The 18,626-nt window shown below is 29.9% G+C and carries 18 protein-coding genes and 1 pseudogene; 9 read left to right on the forward strand and 10 right to left on the reverse strand.

Annotated elements, in window-relative coordinates; translation table 11 throughout:
* Positions 1 to 66: 66 nt before the first annotated feature.
* The 3 genes from AST02_RS01020 to AST02_RS01030 form a co-directional block, all read right to left on the reverse strand.
* Positions 67 to 279, reverse strand: a complete 213-nt coding sequence (locus AST02_RS01020) for a hypothetical protein (RefSeq protein WP_002508713.1) — start codon at positions 277 to 279, stop codon at positions 67 to 69.
* Positions 280 to 298: 19 nt separating this feature from the next.
* Positions 299 to 598, reverse strand: coding sequence for a hypothetical protein (locus AST02_RS01025; protein WP_002508712.1), 300 nt, complete (start codon positions 596 to 598; stop codon positions 299 to 301).
* A gap of 267 nt (positions 599 to 865) precedes the next feature.
* Positions 866 to 2,212 carry an Nramp family divalent metal transporter gene (locus AST02_RS01030; protein ID WP_069815052.1) on the reverse strand — a complete coding sequence of 449 codons (1,347 nt, stop codon included), beginning with the start codon at positions 2,210 to 2,212 and terminating at the stop codon, positions 866 to 868.
* A 286-nt stretch (positions 2,213 to 2,498) separates the two neighbouring features.
* Between AST02_RS01030 and AST02_RS01035 the strand changes: the two genes are divergently transcribed.
* The 5 genes from AST02_RS01035 to AST02_RS01055 are packed head-to-tail and all read left to right on the forward strand — an operon-like array spanning position 2,499 to position 5,954.
* On the forward strand, positions 2,499 to 3,257 hold the full coding sequence (locus tag AST02_RS01035) for an SDR family oxidoreductase (protein WP_057511679.1): 759 nt from the start codon (positions 2,499 to 2,501) through the stop codon (positions 3,255 to 3,257).
* A 32-nt stretch (positions 3,258 to 3,289) separates the two neighbouring features.
* Entirely contained in the window at positions 3,290 to 3,610 is a 321-nt protein-coding gene (locus tag AST02_RS01040; protein WP_002508641.1) for a hypothetical protein, read from the forward strand.
* Positions 3,611 to 3,656: 46 nt separating this feature from the next.
* Entirely contained in the window at positions 3,657 to 4,004 is a 348-nt protein-coding gene (locus AST02_RS01045) for a MerR family transcriptional regulator (protein ID WP_057511680.1), read from the forward strand.
* Between the two features lie 17 nt (positions 4,005 to 4,021).
* Positions 4,022 to 4,990: a type 1 glutamine amidotransferase domain-containing protein gene (locus AST02_RS01050; protein WP_057511681.1), complete on the forward strand. Its 969-nt coding sequence runs from the start codon at positions 4,022 to 4,024 to the stop codon at positions 4,988 to 4,990.
* Positions 4,991 to 5,018: 28 nt separating this feature from the next.
* Positions 5,019 to 5,954, forward strand: a complete 936-nt coding sequence (locus AST02_RS01055; RefSeq protein ID WP_069792851.1) for a low temperature requirement protein A — start codon at positions 5,019 to 5,021, stop codon at positions 5,952 to 5,954.
* 361 nt (positions 5,955 to 6,315) lie between these two features.
* Here AST02_RS01055 and AST02_RS01060 read toward each other — a convergent pair whose 3' ends face one another.
* Positions 6,316 to 8,748, reverse strand: coding sequence for an ATP-binding cassette domain-containing protein (locus AST02_RS01060; RefSeq protein WP_069815054.1), 2,433 nt, complete (start codon positions 8,746 to 8,748; stop codon positions 6,316 to 6,318).
* Between the two features lie 135 nt (positions 8,749 to 8,883).
* Here AST02_RS01060 and AST02_RS01065 point away from each other — a divergent pair, with 135 nt between their 5' ends.
* Both AST02_RS01065 and AST02_RS01070 read left to right on the forward strand, forming a co-directional pair.
* Complete coding sequence (locus AST02_RS01065; RefSeq protein WP_069815056.1) at positions 8,884 to 9,564, forward strand: MerR family transcriptional regulator; 681 nt, start codon at positions 8,884 to 8,886, stop codon at positions 9,562 to 9,564.
* Between the two features lie 270 nt (positions 9,565 to 9,834).
* Positions 9,835 to 10,137, forward strand: a complete 303-nt coding sequence (locus tag AST02_RS01070; RefSeq protein WP_069815058.1) for a hypothetical protein — start codon at positions 9,835 to 9,837, stop codon at positions 10,135 to 10,137.
* Between the two features lie 179 nt (positions 10,138 to 10,316).
* On the opposite strand, the gene fucP is transcribed toward AST02_RS01070, so the two are convergent.
* The 6 genes from fucP to AST02_RS01100 form a co-directional block, all read right to left on the reverse strand.
* Positions 10,317 to 11,633: an L-fucose:H+ symporter permease gene (gene fucP, locus AST02_RS01075; protein WP_069815060.1), complete on the reverse strand. Its 1,317-nt coding sequence runs from the start codon at positions 11,631 to 11,633 to the stop codon at positions 10,317 to 10,319.
* A gap of 15 nt (positions 11,634 to 11,648) precedes the next feature.
* Positions 11,649 to 12,569 (reverse strand): ribokinase, encoded by a 921-nt coding sequence (gene rbsK, locus AST02_RS01080; protein ID WP_069815062.1) that lies wholly within the window; start codon positions 12,567 to 12,569, stop codon positions 11,649 to 11,651.
* A gap of 15 nt (positions 12,570 to 12,584) precedes the next feature.
* Positions 12,585 to 13,187 (reverse strand): KpsF/GutQ family sugar-phosphate isomerase, encoded by a 603-nt coding sequence (locus AST02_RS01085; protein WP_069815064.1) that lies wholly within the window; start codon positions 13,185 to 13,187, stop codon positions 12,585 to 12,587.
* Between the two features lie 177 nt (positions 13,188 to 13,364).
* Entirely contained in the window at positions 13,365 to 14,396 is a 1,032-nt protein-coding gene (locus tag AST02_RS01090; RefSeq protein WP_069815066.1) for a LacI family DNA-binding transcriptional regulator, read from the reverse strand.
* A gap of 43 nt (positions 14,397 to 14,439) precedes the next feature.
* Positions 14,440 to 14,853 carry an RbsD/FucU family protein gene (locus tag AST02_RS01095; protein ID WP_069815069.1) on the reverse strand — a complete coding sequence of 138 codons (414 nt, stop codon included), beginning with the start codon at positions 14,851 to 14,853 and terminating at the stop codon, positions 14,440 to 14,442.
* Between the two features lie 772 nt (positions 14,854 to 15,625).
* Entirely contained in the window at positions 15,626 to 16,360 is a 735-nt protein-coding gene (locus tag AST02_RS01100) for a DUF536 domain-containing protein (protein WP_069815071.1), read from the reverse strand.
* A gap of 418 nt (positions 16,361 to 16,778) precedes the next feature.
* On the opposite strand from AST02_RS01100, the gene AST02_RS01105 reads away from it, so the two are divergent.
* Both AST02_RS01105 and AST02_RS14005 read left to right on the forward strand, forming a co-directional pair.
* Entirely contained in the window at positions 16,779 to 17,750 is a 972-nt protein-coding gene (locus tag AST02_RS01105) for a replication initiator protein A (RefSeq protein WP_069815074.1), read from the forward strand.
* A 15-nt stretch (positions 17,751 to 17,765) separates the two neighbouring features.
* Positions 17,766 to 18,065 (forward strand): annotated as a pseudogene (locus AST02_RS14005) (protein rep); the annotation flags it as partial.
* Between the last annotated feature and the right edge of the window lie 561 nt (positions 18,066 to 18,626).

The raw sequence follows: 18,626 nt of genomic DNA on the forward strand, positions 1-18,626 counted from the left end.
TCTCTTAATCGTTTCAAAATCAAATTCTATCTTAATAACGAACGTTTTTAACTTTAAAGATTTTATCTATTTTTTATTCGTCTGTATAATAACAGATAAAATTATGGTTAAAATAAATATCAGTATAGTTGTAAAAATAATAATTTTATTATTAGGATTTTTATCTTCTTGCTCATCATATTCTTCTAATTCTTTAATTCTTTGCTCGTCTATTTCAACTTCTTCTCTTGAGCCTAGCTCATTATCTAAGATATAGGGTTGTTGGTCTTTTACTTTCATAAATTTTTTCTCCTTTTTATTACATTCGGCTAAGCAGTTCTTTTTTTATAATAATCAAAGCATGGTTACCTTTTGAGTTGATGTTTTCCTGAGCATTTAGTATTAATAGATCAATTAAATCGTCGTTATCTTTTTGACTTATTTCGTCTTTGAATTGATCAATATTTTCTATTAAAATTTTTTGATTGGGTTGCTGCTTGTCTATAGTGTAATACTGGTCAGCGCCCAAACCACCCTCTTCAATCATTTTCGATATTTCATTAGATCGTGTTTCATTTGTTTTGCTTATTTCTATTTCTTTTTTATCAGAGTTAACCATTACTATCCCCCCTATATGTCCATCATACACAGTGTAATAATACATATTTAAAATAACAATAACTCTGCTCACTAACAATTTACTGAGGGTTTAATAAATGACATTCTTGGTATCGCTTACATAGATGGTTATTATTAGAATTCATATCAAAGAGGCACCATTGGTTGACCAAGGTGCCTCTTAATCGTTTCAAAAACAAATTTCATCTTAATAAGGATTGTTTATGAAAGTCTGACGAACATCAAATTTTTTAATTTTAATGAATTTTTATAAAAACTCATTAAATGTTTCTATAATTAGATATATATTCAATATACTTAATATGATTGTTAAAATCCAAGCAATAATATTAACCCATGTTTTATTTGTAAATTCTTTTCCCATTATTTTAGGGTTATTGGTTGTTAACGTTAAAGGAATAATACTAAAGGGTAATGCAATACTTAAAAACACTTGTGTGAAAATTAATAGATCCTCAATTTTAGAAGTACTTGAACCATATAACCATAAACAGATGAATACAGGAACCACAGCGATTAGTCTAGTGACTAATCTTCTTGCCCATTGAGGAATTCTTATATTTAAAAACCCTTCCATGACAATTTGTCCTGATAATGTGCCCGTAATGGTTGAATTTTGCCCTGAAGCTAGCAAAGCTATGGCAAATAATGTACTCATAACAGCACCACCTATAGCTCCTGCAAAATCCGATTCTCGTAAAGCATTATATAAATCATAAAATCGTCCTAAGTCTTCACCATTACCAAAGAATAGAGCGGCACCTAATATTAAAATCAAACAATTAATAATAAACGCAATTGAAAGTTGTATATGTGAATCAATAATAGCGTATTTAATAGCCTCTTTTTTCTTAGCTTTACTTTCACGTATGTAGTTACGTGATTGAACAATTGAAGAATGCAAATACAAATTATGAGGCATGATTGTCGCACCAATGATACCTAAAGCTATGTATAACACACCATTGTTAGTAGCTATTTCTGTACTTGGAATAAAGCCACCTAAAACAGCACTCCATTCTGGAGAAGCAAAGTAAACTTCAAATACAAAGATAAAAAGAACTGTAAAAATTAATACACCTACGATAGCTTCAATCTTTCTAAAGCCAAATTTAATAATTACTAGTAAAAGTAAAACATCTAATACAGTAATAGTTACTCCCACTACTAAAGGTATATCAAAAAGTAGATTTAATGCTATCGCACTACCAATGACCTCTGCAATATCTGTAGCCATAATTGCTAACTCTGTAACAATCCAAGCTGCTATCGACAACGGCTTATTACTTATGTGTTTAGTTACTTGAGCTAAGTCCATACCACTCGCAATACCTAAACGAGCGCACATACTTTGAAGTAACATGGCTGATAAGCTCGATAATAATATTATAAATAATAATGTATATCCAAATTGTGCTCCTCCTGCCATTGAAGTAATCCAATTACCTGGATCCATATAGCCTACGGCAACAAGAAGGCCAGGGCCTAGATACATTATTAGTTTCTTGATACCATTTGCTTCGCTATCAAAAGAAACTTTTCCATTTATTTCTTCTAAACTTTTCTTCACTTTAAAAATCTCCTCATTGAACATTAAATTTATCAATGAATATTATAGTATAAATTAGGTCAACCTAAAAATTATTTTTCTTATACTTAAACTTTTAGTTGTTTAATTTCTGATGATTTTAATTAATCTTTGCCTATTATTTTTAAACGACCTTTTATATTAGACTTCTTATTATCTTTCAGAAAATAAGTTGCTATTGAACCCGTTATCATTCCAATTAAACCAATACCAAAAAACATCAGATAAACACTTGCTTGATATCGCGGTCTAAGGTTTATGATTGAAATATATTCAAAGGAGGTTATATAATATGGGTAAATTTAATAGTTTAGAAGACAAAGTTGTAGTTATTGCTGGTGGTGCTAAGAACCTTGGCGGCTTATTAAGTACTACTTACGCTAAAGATGGGGCTAAATTAGTAATCCATTATCATGATGAAAAGTCTTTAGATGATGCTAAAGCTACACTTTCAAAAGTTGAAGAGTTAGGTGGAGAAGGTACATTATTTTCTGGTGATTTAACTAAGGTTAGTAATGTCCAAGCTTTATTTCAACATGCTGAAGAGACGTTTGGAAAAGTTGATATTGCAATAAATACAGTAGGAAAAGTACTTAAAAAACCTATTTCAGAAACGACTGAAGAAGAGTTTGATAGTATGGCAGACATCAATGCAAAGTCAGCTTATTTCTTTATTAAATATGCTGAAAAGGCTATGAATGATAATGGCAAAATCATCACTCTAGCCACTGCATTGCTTGCTGCTTATACAGGATTTTATTCAACTTACGCTGGAGGAAAAGCTCCCGTCGAGCATTATACACGCGCAGCATCATCAGAGTTTATGGATAGAGGGATTTCAGTTAATGCAGTGGCTCCTGGACCAATGGATACACCTTTCTTCTATCCTCAAGAAGGCGAAGATGCTGTGGCATTCCATAAATCCCAAGCACTTCATAATCAACTTACAAATATAGAAGACATCGCGCCGATTATTACTTTCTTAACTTTAGATGGTTGGTGGATAAATGGACAAACATTATTTGCAAATGGCGGTTATACGACACGCTAGTTAACTTTAAAGAATAAGGAGGTCATTTTGATATGTATTACTTTTTAGCAATATTTAAAGAAAATGAAACTGATATAAAAATTATTACGGAAGAAAAAGTCATAGATGATAAGAACGTATCTTTGCCAAGTAATAATTACGTTAAATCTTTAGCTGAAGAAATAATTGAGCTATCTCATCAAAATAATTTATTCCATAATGACATTAAACGAATTGGTTTAAAAATAGATGATCCTGAACTTATTGGTTATAACACTGTGGAGTCATTAAAGAGTGATATGGTATCAACATTTGGGTTTGAAGCTATTATCCATAATGACTATGAAGATTTACTAGTTCAACTTATTAAATAGACCAAAAAGGTGACTTTATAAAGTCACCTTTTTTAGGAGGTAAATTATGCAAGTAAAGCAAGTAGCCGATAATTTAGGCATCAGTGAACATACTATTCGATACTATGACAAAGCAGGGCTTTTTCCATTTGTTACCAGAAATAAGAATGGCTATAGAGATTTTTCAGTAGAAGACCTATATTGGATTGAATTTATAAAATGTATGCGTCAGACACATATGCCTGTATCAAAGTTAAAAGAAATTGCTGAATTGTATCATCAAGGAAGTTCTACCAAAATGAAACGAAAAGACATATTTTTAGAACATCAAAAAAATTTAATAGAACAAAAAAGACTTATAGATGAAGGTCTTAAAGTATTAGAAGAAAAATTCAAATTATTGGAAAACGAATAAGAGAATCGAGGTATACTATGAAAAAACAAGCTTTAATAATTATATCATCAGCAAATGAACTACCATTAAATAATCCCACTAAACAAAAAATAGACACAGGATTCTTTTTAGTTGAAATGGGAAAAATATTGGACACTTTTAAAGACGATTATGAATTTATTTTCGCTACGCCAAATGGCGAAAAACCGACATTAGATATTAATGGGGAATCTTTAAGTATGCAAGCTGGAGAAAAGCTAGGCATTGCGTCTGTGAAAGAAAAATTTTATAAAGATCCCACTAATTATCGTCAAAAGAATACCAAACTTGTCGACCGCAGAGAAAAGGAATTAAACACTTTATACGATTTACTTGGAAAACTGCCTGTATCGCAAAATTTGAGTAACACAGATGAAGAGACGAAAGAATTTAGAAAACAGATTGTTAGAAAAATGGATGACTTAGAAGAAAAGAAATTTTATTCTTTAAAAGAATTATTGGAAAACAATGCTGATAATAACAATGATTTTAGTTTTGAAAATTTATCATTCGTGCACCTACCTGGAGGGCATGCGCCTATGGTAGATTTCTTAGATAACCCAGAATTAGGCGAAGTGTTAAATCAATTGTCAGAACAAAAAGTCATCACTTCTTTAATATGTCATGCGCCCATTGCTTTAACGTCTGCTAGACTCAGAATTGATGATAAAGGTAAACCGTATAATTATGACAAATCATTATACGAAGGCGCCCATATAACTACAGTACCTAAAATAGGTGAGTTGTTCATGTTAATATCTGGGTACCCTAAAATAAAAAATAAAAAGACGCGGTTACACTATTACGTAGATAAAAAGTTAATTTCCTATAATTTCAATGTTAAAACAACAAAAAACTTTACAAAATCGCTTGTTGTATATGATAAAACCAGAAAATTATTAACTGGTAATGGACCACAAGCTATAGATGATCAAACAGATAAACTGAAGGAAATTTTACCTAAATAATTAAAAGACCAGGTTTAGGAGTGGAAAAATGAAGAAAAGAGAAGTCAGCATGACAGAATTATTTTTCGATTTAATATTTGTTTATATTTTATCTACTATTAATCAGACTGCAGAAGGCATTTCACATAATTTAATGTCTTTAGAAGAACTAGGAAAAAGCTTCATGCTTTTTCTCGTCTTTTTCTCTATATGGGTTTACCGTACACTTTTAGTTAATAGGTTCTTCAATCAAAAATGGTATCAATACATCTTTGTGTTTATAGATATGTATTTAATCGTTATATTGTCTAAAGCTATAAATAGCGATTTTCAACAAACATTTCTTCCATTTGTTTTAATGTCAGCCTTGGTATATCTAAGTATTTTTATACAATACTTCATTAATTATAAATTTACCAATGCGAAAGTAGATATGAAATTGGTTAAAGTTTATATGATTGGTTTATTATTAACAATTATTCTTTCTATAATATCTATAATGTTGCCATCACCGATTAATTTTAGGGTGTATTTTATAGGAATTTTTATCGTAGCAGTCTTTCCGCTACTCTTTTATAAAACTTCATATCGTAACCCTATATTCTTTAACCATTTGACTGAACGATTAAGCTTATTAGTGATTTTATTATTTGGTGAAGGCCTAGTTTTATTAATACAAAATATTGAATTAACCCGTTTAAATATTTTATATGCATTATGTTTCGCCTTTATTACGTGTTTATTTGTTATATATGTTCATCACTATAAATCAACAGATAAAAACACAACAAACAAAACAGGATTCACAACAATTTATGTACACTTATTATTAATATTTTCATTAGATATGATGTTTTTAATTATGAATAAACTGTTATCTCATGAACATCTGAATATATCTGAAATATATGGATTCATACTATTCTTAGTTTTATTTATAGTCAGTATATTAACAAATATAGGCTTACATAAGGAGAAATCATAAATTGCTCTTTACACTTTTCTTTTTATAGTTCTTTAACTTTATAGAAAAAATTACGAGTGAGATATTATATTAAAATAAACTACAAAAATCCTTCAGTTATAGCTGAAGGATTTTTGCAATTTATTAGAGAAACTTTATGCAATAGAAAATGGCACCTCAATTTTATATTGAGAGGATTTGTGTCAAAAATGAACATTTTTGATATTTGCTTTTGTAATATTAATTTTAAAAGTCCATCCATGCTATTTTCGTCTAAAATACACAACTTAATAACTATAATCATCGTCCCTAATATACACGTATAAAAAACGGAAAACGGAAAATAGATTAGAAATACCTTTTCTCTCAGCTAATAACAATTTCAAATTAAATATCTAGAAGAAATAGTATTAGACTGGAAAAATTCTGAGATACTACCACTAAACATAATTTCCCCTCCTTTATTCCCTCCATTAGGGCCCAATTCAACGACGTAATCCGCCTGTTTTATAACATCTGTATTATGTTCAATAAAGAAGAATGTGTTCCCATCTTCTACAAGCTGTTGAATTAACACCATAAAGTGGTATATATCAATCTTATGCATACCTATTGTTGGCTCATCTAAAATAAATACATATTTATTGCTCTTTTGTTTTGAAATTACACTTGCAAGACTTAATCTTTGCATTTCACCACCTGATAAAGTATCTGTTGCTTGACCTAGTGAAATATAGTTTAAGTTAGTCTTTTTTAACAGCGTTAAGGGCGTACTATCTAAATTATGATTTTTAAAAAATTGTATCGCTTCATTGATTGATAAATTTAATATATCTGATATAGATTGATTGGTAATTTTCACATTCAATACTTCTTCTTTATATCGCTTACCCAAACAACTTTGGCAAGTTAGTGTTGTGTTCTCAAAAAATAAATTATTGCTTTCAATAACACCTAAACCTAAGCACTCAGAACATCTTCCGTGACCAGAATTAAAAGAAAAATCAGTAGCTGAAAATGGTAATTTTAATTCTTTTGCTTTTTTACCAAACAACACTCTAATTTCTTTGAATATATCTAAATAAGTAGCTATAACTGATCTCTTATTTCTTGTAGGTCTTTTTTGATTAATTACAATGATATCTTTAAAATTATTTTTCCATTGAACTACTTGATTATCTTTTAATTGACTAGCTGCAATTTCATCAAAAAGTAAACTTGATTTACCAGAACCAGAAACGCCAGTTATCACTGTGAGACAATTTGCTGGCAAAGTGAGTGTTACTTTTTTTAAATTATTCTTATTAGCGTCTTTTATTTTTACAGCATCATCCGTTATATCACGAAAATAACTAGTTTGTTGAAAATTTGGAAGTTTTGATTGAAACAGCAATGATTTGGAATCATTTAGTAATTCATTATAGGTACCAGAAGAAATGATTTCTCCTCCGAACGCTCCAGATTCTGGACCAATTTCAATAATATAGTCTGCTTGTTTAATCAATATTTCATCATGTTCAATTATCAAAACTGTATTATTACGTTTTTTTATAGCATTAATCATTAACAGTAAACCTTCTATATCTGAGGGATGTAAACCAATGCTAGGTTCATCTAAAATTATAATTAATTCTGTCATTTTAGAATCTAATACTGCAGCTAATTTAATTCTTTGAGCTTCTCCTCCTGAAAGTGTTCCATATTCTCGATTTAACGATAAATAGCTAAGCCCAAGTTGGTTGAGACGAGTTATTTTCGTTTCAATATCAAGAATATAGTTACTAACTAAAGAGGTGATTTTATTATCACTCTTTTTAATTTTTGGTATCCAATTTAAAATTTGTTTTAAATCCCATTCATCAATTTCTGGTAGTCTAAAGCCTTGAACTGTTACTGATCTACTCAAACGGTTTAATTTTTCCCCATTGCAATCTAAACATATATCTTCTTGAACAAAATTTTTAAATTTTTGAGGCACCGTTTTTTCTTCTGCAATTTTTTCCCATACTTTTGTTTCAACACCTTCAAATCTACCTTCCGCTACTTTTGAGGGCAAATGATTCTTTAGGTCTGTCGGGATTTGTTCAGAATGAATACCGTACTTTAATATATCAAATTGTTCATCAGTGAATTCTCCTAATACTATATTCTGGGGGACTGATATATCTAAATAATCTAAAAGCGCATTAAAAGATTTCAATTGATACTCAGCATAATTACTTGGCCAAATAACTATCCCGCCTTTAAGAATTGTTTTATCTTTTTGATATAGATTACTTTTAATGACTAACTGCTTTCCTATGCCTTTACAAGTGGTACAAGCGCCTGCTTTAGTATTAAAAGAAAAATGTGATCTTGTTAACTTTTCCATTCTATAATTACAATTGGGACAATACATATATACTTTAAACTTATCATTAACTTTTTCTGTTTCTTCTATAGAATCACTAGAATAAATTTCCGATCGACAATTAGGACAATTACGTTGATGTAGTTTTTCAAACAACATCCTTAAATCTGTATAAATATCTGTTTGTGTCCCAAGTGTTGAACGTGGATTATCATTCTTATCTTCTTGGTCAATCAAAATAGCTGGTGATAAATTTTTTATTTCTTCTACTTTAGGTTTCGGAATACCTTGATAATTCATAGTTTCTAAATATTGTCTTTGTGCTTCAGTATAAATAACATCTTTTAATAAAGTGGTTTTACCTGATCCTGATAAACCAGTAATAACACTCAGCTTATTTCTTGGAATGTTTAAATTTATATGCTTTAAATTTTTCTCGTGAGCATCTTTTATTTTTATCTCCATTTTTACCACCTCATTTTAAGTTTACCAGGTTGAAGCAACATTTTAGTTTATAAGAAATTAACAGCTTATGTATCAAATTTATATTACAATAAACGGAACAAGGAGTTTAAAGTTTAATTTAAAGGTTGTGATGATATGTCTTACACTATGCAAGAAATGGTTGGTTATATTAACGTGAGTAATACAACTTTGAAAAAATATGAAAAATTCGGGTTAATTCCACCAGTTTCGTACACAAAAGGCCACCATAGAAGATATGAAGATATTCATCTAATGGCTTTTAGAACAATTCGACAACTCTTAAACGGCTTTGATATAAAAATTGCATACAAATTAATGACTTTAGCAATTGAGAAGAAATTTACCGAAGCACATTGGCTAATTGCAGATACCCAAAAGAAATTAGCCAATAAAAAAGAAACGTTAAAAATACACAAAGATTTTCTTCTCACTTTTCATCAAAATCCAATTAAGCAAAAAGAAATGCGTATTGGACAATTAGCTGATTTTGCCAATCTACAATCTTCTACCATCCGTTATTGGGAAAAAAGAGAACTTATTAAAAGTAGAAGGTCTCAATCAAGTGGATATCGATTTTATGACAAAAATGAGGTGCGTAAAACTATTATTATTTCCTACTTACGGAAAAATATTTATAGTCTTGAAGAAATTAAAAAGATTACTAATACAATAAACGAGGAAGATCTTAATAGTATTAGAAAGCATTACAATACAACCAATAGAGAATTAGATGCTCATCTTAATAAACAATTAAATTCTATTGCTTATTATATGAATTATTGTAAGGAGTTATGAGCCTATTTATAAATAAATAATCTATTGATAGAGCGAATAAAGAAAACTCATTCATACGATCATTAGGTTTTAACGCACTTTACTAAAGGAATTTAATAACTATATAGTTCACTGAAATTTGGAATACTTTATTAGGTTATTAAGAATAGCCTAGAGAAGTACAATGAACTTGAAATATTAGGTTTACTTTTTAAGTGAGCAGAGTTATTGCTTTCCTTTAAGTGTATTATTACACTTAAAGGAAATAATGGAAATATAGGAGGCTTACTAATGGTTAAACCTGATAAAAAAGATTTAGAAATAAACAAAACAAATGAAACGCGCTCTAGTGGAATATCTAAAATGATTGAAGAGGGTGGATTGGGAGCCGATCAATATTATATTATAGACAAACAGCAACCAAATCAAAAAATTTTAATAGAAAATATTGACCAGTTTAAAGAAGAAGTGAGTCAAACAAATAATGATGATTTAATTGATTTATTAATAATAAACGCTCAAGCAAATACTACTTCAAAATATAACCAAGCTCTAATCATTATTAAAAAAGAAATCACTGAGCGAATGTCATAAAACTATACTTTGAAATATCTAAGACACCTAAAAGCTTAGGTGTCTTTTACCATGGTAAGGCGATTATAATCTTTAATAAGTCTAGTGACGGTATTTATGTTAATTGATTTATCATTTTCATATTATCTATATTACTTATAGAACGTAAAACAATTCCAACGATTACGAATGCAATACTTTTAGTTTTTAGATTCAATATTACCTTTTCTTTCTCCATAAAAATACATTGCAATACATAAAAAACAAAGCATTGGTACTATAAATGATAATTGCATAGATCCGAATACATCAGCTACTAATCCTTGTAGTGCTGGCATTACGGCTCCACCTATGATTGCCATTATAAGAATAGCGCCACCAAATTCAATGTATTTAGGATTGTTAACTTTTTCTATCGTTTTACCATAAATTGTTGGCCAACAAGGTCCGAATAAAACGCTTACAAAAACAGCTGCATAAACTGCGGAAATATTGGGGATAAGAGATGCATATAGTAAAACGATGACACCTATAGAAGAATAGATCATCAATATTTTATTTGCATCAAATTTCGATAATAATGAAGTAGCTATAAACCTGCCTATAAAGAATGCAACAAAGCTAAATATCACAAAATTAGTAGCAAACCTTTCATTAATGTGAGGGTTTACGTCTAGAGCTAATCTCAAAGTAAATGACCATACTGTTGTTTGTAACCCCATATAAATGAATTGAGTTAACACGCCTTTTCTAAATCCTTTATTTTTCGATAAGTGATAAATTGCTTCCTTAAAATCAACTTTACTATCAGATGATTCCTCTACTTCTTCTGGTTTACATTTGGGGAATTTAATTAGCATGAAGAGTATAGTTACAATTACTAATACAATGATTAAAATAATATACGGCGTCATCGTCCGTTGTAACATTTCAAGGCCGAATTGAGTGGCTTCTTTATTATTCATGACTGACATTTGTTTTTCTAAACTGTCCCCTTCAGTGAAAATAAAATATTTACCTAGTATCGCGCCAGCCATTGCACCAATAGGGTAAAAAGTCTGGCTCAAATTAATTCTTTGTGTGGCTTTTTCTTTGCGTCCCAATAACAAAACATAAGTATTCGCAGACGTTTCTAAACAGCTTAAGCCTATAGCTATGATAAATAAAGCCATTAAAAACATACCATAAGTTGCCATATGAGAGGCTGGGAAAAACAGTGAACAGCCTATAATGTACATAAGCAATCCAGTTACAATCGTCAAACGATAACTTGTTTTTTTTACTAATAAAGCTGCAGGCAAGGCAAATATGAAATAGCCTCCGTAAAATGCACTTTGGACAAATGCTGAGGCAAAATTACTTAAATCAAATATCGTTTTAAATTGAGCAATTAAGACATCATTTAAGCTAGCAGCTGCACCCCATAGCGGAAATAGCAAAGTTACTAAAATATATTGCAGTACTGGCGTTTTATTTAAAAACCCATCACGTTTTGTTTCTACTGTATCTTTCGACATTTAAAACACCCCTAATTATTTTACAATTTCTTTTAAATTTTCAATGTCTCTCCATGTAGGTAATGAAGGCTGCGAGCCTAACTTTGTTACCGTACACCCAGATGCTTTAATCGCTGATTCAATAATTTGGTCAATATTCCAGTTCCTAGATAAGCCATATGCTAAAGTCCCTATAAAAGAATCTCCTGCGGCTGTTGTGTCTATAGGACTAACTTTAATTGAATTAAAGTATTTGAATTGGTTTTTATTTACAAAAATAGCCCCATCACCTCCCAGTGTAATAATGACATTTTTATAACCAGTGTTTATCAAAATATCAGCTGCTTCCTTTGCATCTTCGATATTATTAATCGTTTTACCAGTCAATAAACCACTTTCAACTTCGTTTGGTATAAAATAATCAACTTTTTTTGCTATGTTCTGATCAAAAACTTGAGCAGGTGCGGGATTTACTATAATGGTTTTATTGTAATCATAAGCTATATCTATACATTGATAAACAACATCCATTGGCACTTCTAACTGAAGCACAATAATATCTGCATCTTTAATTAATTTTTTGTGGTTCATGATATCTGTGGTCTTTAATTCTAAATTTGCTCCTGGGACAACGATGATTTTATTGTTCCCCTCATTATCAATGGTTACATTACCTACCCCTGTTCTAGATGTATCATCAAACAGCACAGATTGATGCGCTATTCTTTCTTTTTTTAAACTTTCAATATGTTCTTTTCCAAATTCATCATTTCCTAATTTTCCTATCATACTTACTTCTCCACCTAGTCTTGCAGCTGCTACAGCTTGATTTGCTCCTTTACCTCCAGTATATTTTTCGTATTGTTCTCCAATAAAAGTTTCGCCGGTGCTTGGCATTTTTGAAGTTCTAAACACAAAATCTGTCATTAAGCTTCCTATTACTAGTATTTTTTTCATTATTAGACCCCCTTTTTATTTTATAATTCCATCTTTTTGTAATTCTCTGCCTAAGGCGCCACCCGGGTGATATTTTCCAAAAGATTTTTTTGAAAAGCCCTTCATTTGCGAGACTGTTAATGCAATTGCATCTCCTATTACTAAAGTCGCTGTTGAACTATTTGTTGGAGCTAAATTATACTTATCTGCTTCTTTTTTTATTGGAATTTCTATCACAATAGAAGCATTTCTACCTAAAGTGGATCTCTTTGACTTTGTGATAGCAAATATTTTTGCACCAATAGAATTTATAGATGATAAAACGTTTAACACCTCTTCTGTTTCACCACTATTAGATATTGCAAAAACAATGTCTTCCTCGCATATCATTCCTAAATCACCATGAATAGCTTCAGTTGAATGAACAAAAAATGACGGTGTGCCAGTACTAGCAAAAGTTGCAGCTATTTTTTTACCAATATGCCCTGACTTTCCAACGCCAAGAAATATAACGCGACCCTTACAATTTAAAATTTCTGTGACACATTGTTCGTAGCTATTATTAATACTATTTTTGACATCATTGATTGTATTTATTTCTGAATTAAATACCTCTTCTAGCATTTTAATGGATCTCATAAAATTTCCTCCTTTGTTTATATCTATAGTAATCGATTACTATAGAGTCAAAAAAATTAACTATGCTTGTTTTGGATAGTTATATCCATATAGTAATCGATTACTATATGGATATAATAATTTGTAATCGCTTACATTAATTGCAAAAAAATATAGCTCTTAAATACTATATTTAATTTACTTTTTTAGTCGCTTAATTGAATTTCCTTCAATGATTTCACTACGTTTTATCTCAACTTGCTCCTTAGACTGATTTTCTAACTTACTTAATATATTGATAGCTATTGCTTCTCCCATAGATAATAAATCTTGTTCTAGTGAAGTAACCTTAGTTTTAAATAAATTATTATTAGCTAAAGACCCGTAAGAAACAATTGAAACATCTTGTGGTATATTAATTTGATACTTATCAAATACGCTAAGTACCCCTTTAGTCATAACATTGTTGCAAATAATCATTCCAGTTGGTAATGCTAAGTCGTTATACAAGTGTTCATCAATGATATCAAATGTAGTGTCTTCTTTGAACTGACCATTAAACATCCATTCTTCATGAAATGTCAATCGGCTTTCAGAGAGTGCCGCTTTGAAGCCATTTAAACGTTCAATACCAGTACTCGTATTTAGGCTTCCAGTTACTATACCGAGCTTTTCATGTCCTTTGAATATCAATTTTTTAGTCAATTCGTAAGACTCTTTGAAGTTATTAGTACCAATGTAAGGTAATTGTTGATGCTCATCTAATTTTCTATCAATTAAAATAATAGGAATATTCCTATTTTGTATCTCTTTTAAATTAGTATTTTTACTATCACAAGGAGATATGGCGATGGCATCAATATTTTTACTTAGCAACATACGGATAATTTCTTCTTCTTTTTCGATTGACTCATCAGTACTACAAGTTATCAAATTATAGCCTTTATTAAATAGATATTTGTCTATCTGTTTTGCTATAGTCATATAATAGGGATTTTCAATATCAGCTACAATAATAGCTACTAAATTGGATTTTTTTGATCTTAAACTTTTAGCAACTAAGTTGGGCTCATAATTTAATTGCTCAAAAGCATTTAATATTTGATCCCTTGTTTCAGAACTTACTGGATAATTATTATTGAGAACTCTTGAAACTGTTGCTGTAGAAAACCCCGTATATAATGCAATATCTTTCATTGTTACATTATGTGCTTTACTATTCTGATTCATTAATAATCACCACTTAATAATATTTCAACTGTTAATAAAATGATTATGAAACAACACCTACTGTCAGCATAATATTCGAATAAGTCCTTGTATCTCCAGTATTAATAACTAAAGTAACACCTTCTTCATTAGCCATCTCATAAAATTGTTGCCGGCTATAAGTTGTGAGTAACTTATCTCCTACTATTTTGTTGAATTCACTGAAAATTTCAGGCGTTTTTCCTTCTTCTGATTCCATAACTTCAATTTTCTCTATATTTATTACAGTTAATATAGATTTTAACACATCTGTGACCAAAGGTAAGTTAGGCGCAAACCCTAAATAGATTTTTTCTGCACTCTCATTAGCGTTTGTCATTATAGGATAATTACCGTCAGCGATCAATATTTTATTACCATGCCCACTTTTAGCCAGTACTTTTAATATTTGTTGATGAATACATTGCCCTTTTATCATGTTTCACCCCTAAAAATAATTATAGTAATCGATTACTATATGCAAAATTACATTAAATGTGTTTGTTTGTCAAACATAACTATAATGATTACTGAAATTAAATACATAAACCAAATTTTTCAGTCTAATATATTTTCCGTTATTTTCATACGTATATATAAGAACGATAATTACAGTTATTAAGTTGTGTGTTTTAGACGAAAATAGGATAGCTGTAGTTTAAATTAGAGACAATATGTCCCAAATAGCATAGATGGACTATTAAAATTAATACTACAAAAAGCAAACATCAAAAACGATTATTTATTAATTTTGTTTTTGTAACAAACTTGGAATGTCACTTTCCATTGTAAATTGCAAAACTGACAATAAGTGCCTACTCATCTTCATAAAATGAGTATACAGTAGATACCAGCAACTCCTTCCACTTTGAGATGAATCGTTTTAGATCCCCTCTTAGAAAGCATTTGATTTGTTTTCTTTATTTCTAAATCTTTCTCATCAGAGTTAACCATTGGCCCCTACATATCTAACGTTTACAACAATAATATACTTTTAAAAAAACAATGATTATCCTCATTTAATATAACTAAAAAAGTAAACTAATATTTCAAATCCGTTTTACTCTCCCTGGATTTTTCTCGATAACCCAATGAAAGTATCATAAATAATCACTTTAGTGATATTTACATAACTAATGATTATCAGAAGTTCGATTCACATAAAAAGGCACGACAAGTTTATGAACTTGTCGTGCCCTTTTTAATTACAATTAGTTACCAAATAAACGACTCCAAAACCCTTTTTTAGGGGGGTGTTCTCCCCTATCCTCAGTCTCACTTTCTATTTCTTCAGATGGTTCATCATCTTTTGCTAATACTTCTTCGTTTTTACTGTCATCCTTTTTCTCTTCAGCTACATCTTTATGTTGTACTTCTGTTGGCTGTTCATCTTCTTGTTCTTGATTAATATCTTTAGATTCTTCGGTAAATGTTGCTTCTTGCGAATTAACGTTTTGTCTATCATTAACAGATGTATCAAAAGAATAATTAAGCTGTCTTTCTTCCTCTAATTGATTCTCTAATTTTTGAATCTTCTTATTACTCTCTAATGCCAATACTTGCTGATTCTCAAGTAATTTTGATCTTTCCTGCAACTCTTTTCTGTAGAATTCAATTGTTGTTTCATGACGATTTTCTTGTTTTTCAATTTGATCATTCAAAGTATCAATCTGATTTTTAAGAATTTCTACTATTTGAGTATCACTTTTGGATTCAACATTAATATCATCTGACTCTTTTTTTTGTTTGTCTTCAGTAGTACTTTCAAAACCATATTTCTTTTTATTCTCATTTACTCTTTGAATGATTTTTTCTATATCGGTATCTTCTTTAATAAACGAAGTGTTTTCTTGTTTTATTGTCTCTATATTCAATCGTTTAATGTTATTGAAAATTGTTTGCTTACTAACCCCTAATTCTTCACTCAATATTTTCACGCTTTTCATATCATCAACCCTTTATAAAATGTTTATAAACCCTTTATAACATATTACAAGCTTATCATGCTTAATAATAAAGTAATTGGTACACCAAAAATATACAATCATCAACCCTTTTATCAAGTGTTTGTAAAAGGTTGATGGTTGTTGTCAAGGGTTTATAAACCCTTTGTCAACCCTTGACGGACCTACATTTTCCCTTTTATAAGCGTATTCAAAGTGCTATAATAACCTTAATACAACAAAAACCCCAACTACTGGTAATAGTCGGGGTTTGGTAATAAAACGTTGCAGCACGTTTATAAATATTTTGATATCTGTATTATATACAACTATATCATCAAAGTGCAAGCAAAAAATTTATGTGTTCTTGTAATGTTTTATTACCTCTATCCAAAATTTGAATAGGAAAGGGGTTTTTATTATGTCTAGAAAAAACATAAAAAATCAGGCCAGTCAAAATTTCTATATGCTACATAAAGTATTATTTATCAATGAAAAATATAAAAAGTTAAGTGATAGTGCAAAAGTTACCTATGCAATTCTTAATGATAGAGTAAGTTTATCTATTAAAAATAATTGGATAGACCAAAATGGAGATATATATTTTATTTTCACAAATGAAAATCTTCAAGAAGTGTTAGATAAAAGTAAAAATACAATAACTAAAATTAAAAAAGAATTACAAGAAGTGGGTTTATTGGAACAAGTTAAAACTGGATTTAATCGACCAAACAAACTATACCTTCATGAAATTGAAACAAATATAAATATTGAAAAAGAAATACAAAATAGCACTTCAAACAATGACGAATCAAGTGATAGCAAGGAATCCCAAATAATGGGAGTCCAGAGTCCCAAACAATGGGAGCCCAGAATCCCAAACAATGGGAGCCCAGAATCCCAAAACTTAGACTCTAATAATACTGACTTAAATAATACTGACTATATAGAGACTGAGAATAATGATATGAATGATATGAATGATACATACGACAATCCAATAAACAATAATCATTCGGATCATACAAATCATCAACAAACCGAATTTAATAATGATGCACTTAAATTCCAAGTACTCGAAGAACTGCCACAACAACTTCAAGACTATTTAAGTAAATTTGAAATTAGAGAAATTCGGATTATTAAAAGTGTATTACTCAAAGGGAAGAAATCATTTAATAATGCACATGATACCTATTACCGTTTAGAAGATGTTGAGTTTGAAATTGTAAGTTTATTGAAACGATTTAAAGCCATGCTGCTACAAAAGAATGAAACCGTTGAATCGATGCAAGGGTATTTAATGCAATCCATTAAAGCTGAATTCGAAGAAACACATGCACTTTATATGCGACGTCAAAACATGAAACAGCATAATATCTTCAATCAGTAATTCAAATAATCTATAGCAATCAAAGAGACCTCAAAATATTCGGTTAAGTCATCTGATTTTTTAACTGATGATGATGAAAGAAATCAAGAAATCGTGAGTGATTTAGAAAAAGGTTTATATCGAAAACGTATGTTGAGTTATGGTGGATTGCTTAAACAAAAACATAAAATTTTAAATTTAGATGATGCCGAAGATGGCAATTTAATTAATACAAGTAACGAAGATGAATCAACTGAAGAAGAAAAAACACATTCAATTATTGCAATTTGGAATTTTGAAAAACAAAATTATTACTTAAAAGATTTGAAACGTTAGCTTAAAAGCTAGCGTTTTTTTATGTTTTTTGCCCCTGCGGGAACTATAGGATTAACCAGTATGGTTACCCAGTTTTTACGCGAAAAATAATTTTGTGCGTAAATGGGCAGTGTCTAAAAAATAGTCACTGGTTTTGCTCAAATTTTTGTTTGTGAAATTAGAATATATTGATTTGGCTCATATTTGCGTTTTAAGAACGTATATAAGCTTTTAGGTATAAATCTATATAAATAACTCTTAATTCTTCAAAATACCCCTTTAAAATTCAAATAAAGGCATATAAAAATAAAAAGCCAACCCAGATAAAATGGATTGGCTTTTTTTTGCTTATTTTTGCAAAGTAGAATAAAAATTACTCTTAATAAGCGCTCTAAACGGCATAGATATATTGTAACAAGAACACGCATTTATGCCGAGAAAATTTATTGATGTTGAGAAGAACCCTTAACTAAACTTGCAGACGAATGTCGGCATAGCGTGAGCTATTAAGCCGACCATTCGACAAGTTTTGGGATTGTTAAGGGTTCCGAGGCTCAACGTCAATAAAGCAATTGGAATAAA

The sequence above is a fragment of the Staphylococcus equorum genome (assembly GCF_001747895.1).
In the GTDB taxonomy this organism is placed as follows: Bacteria; Bacillota; Bacilli; order Staphylococcales; family Staphylococcaceae; genus Staphylococcus; species Staphylococcus equorum_A.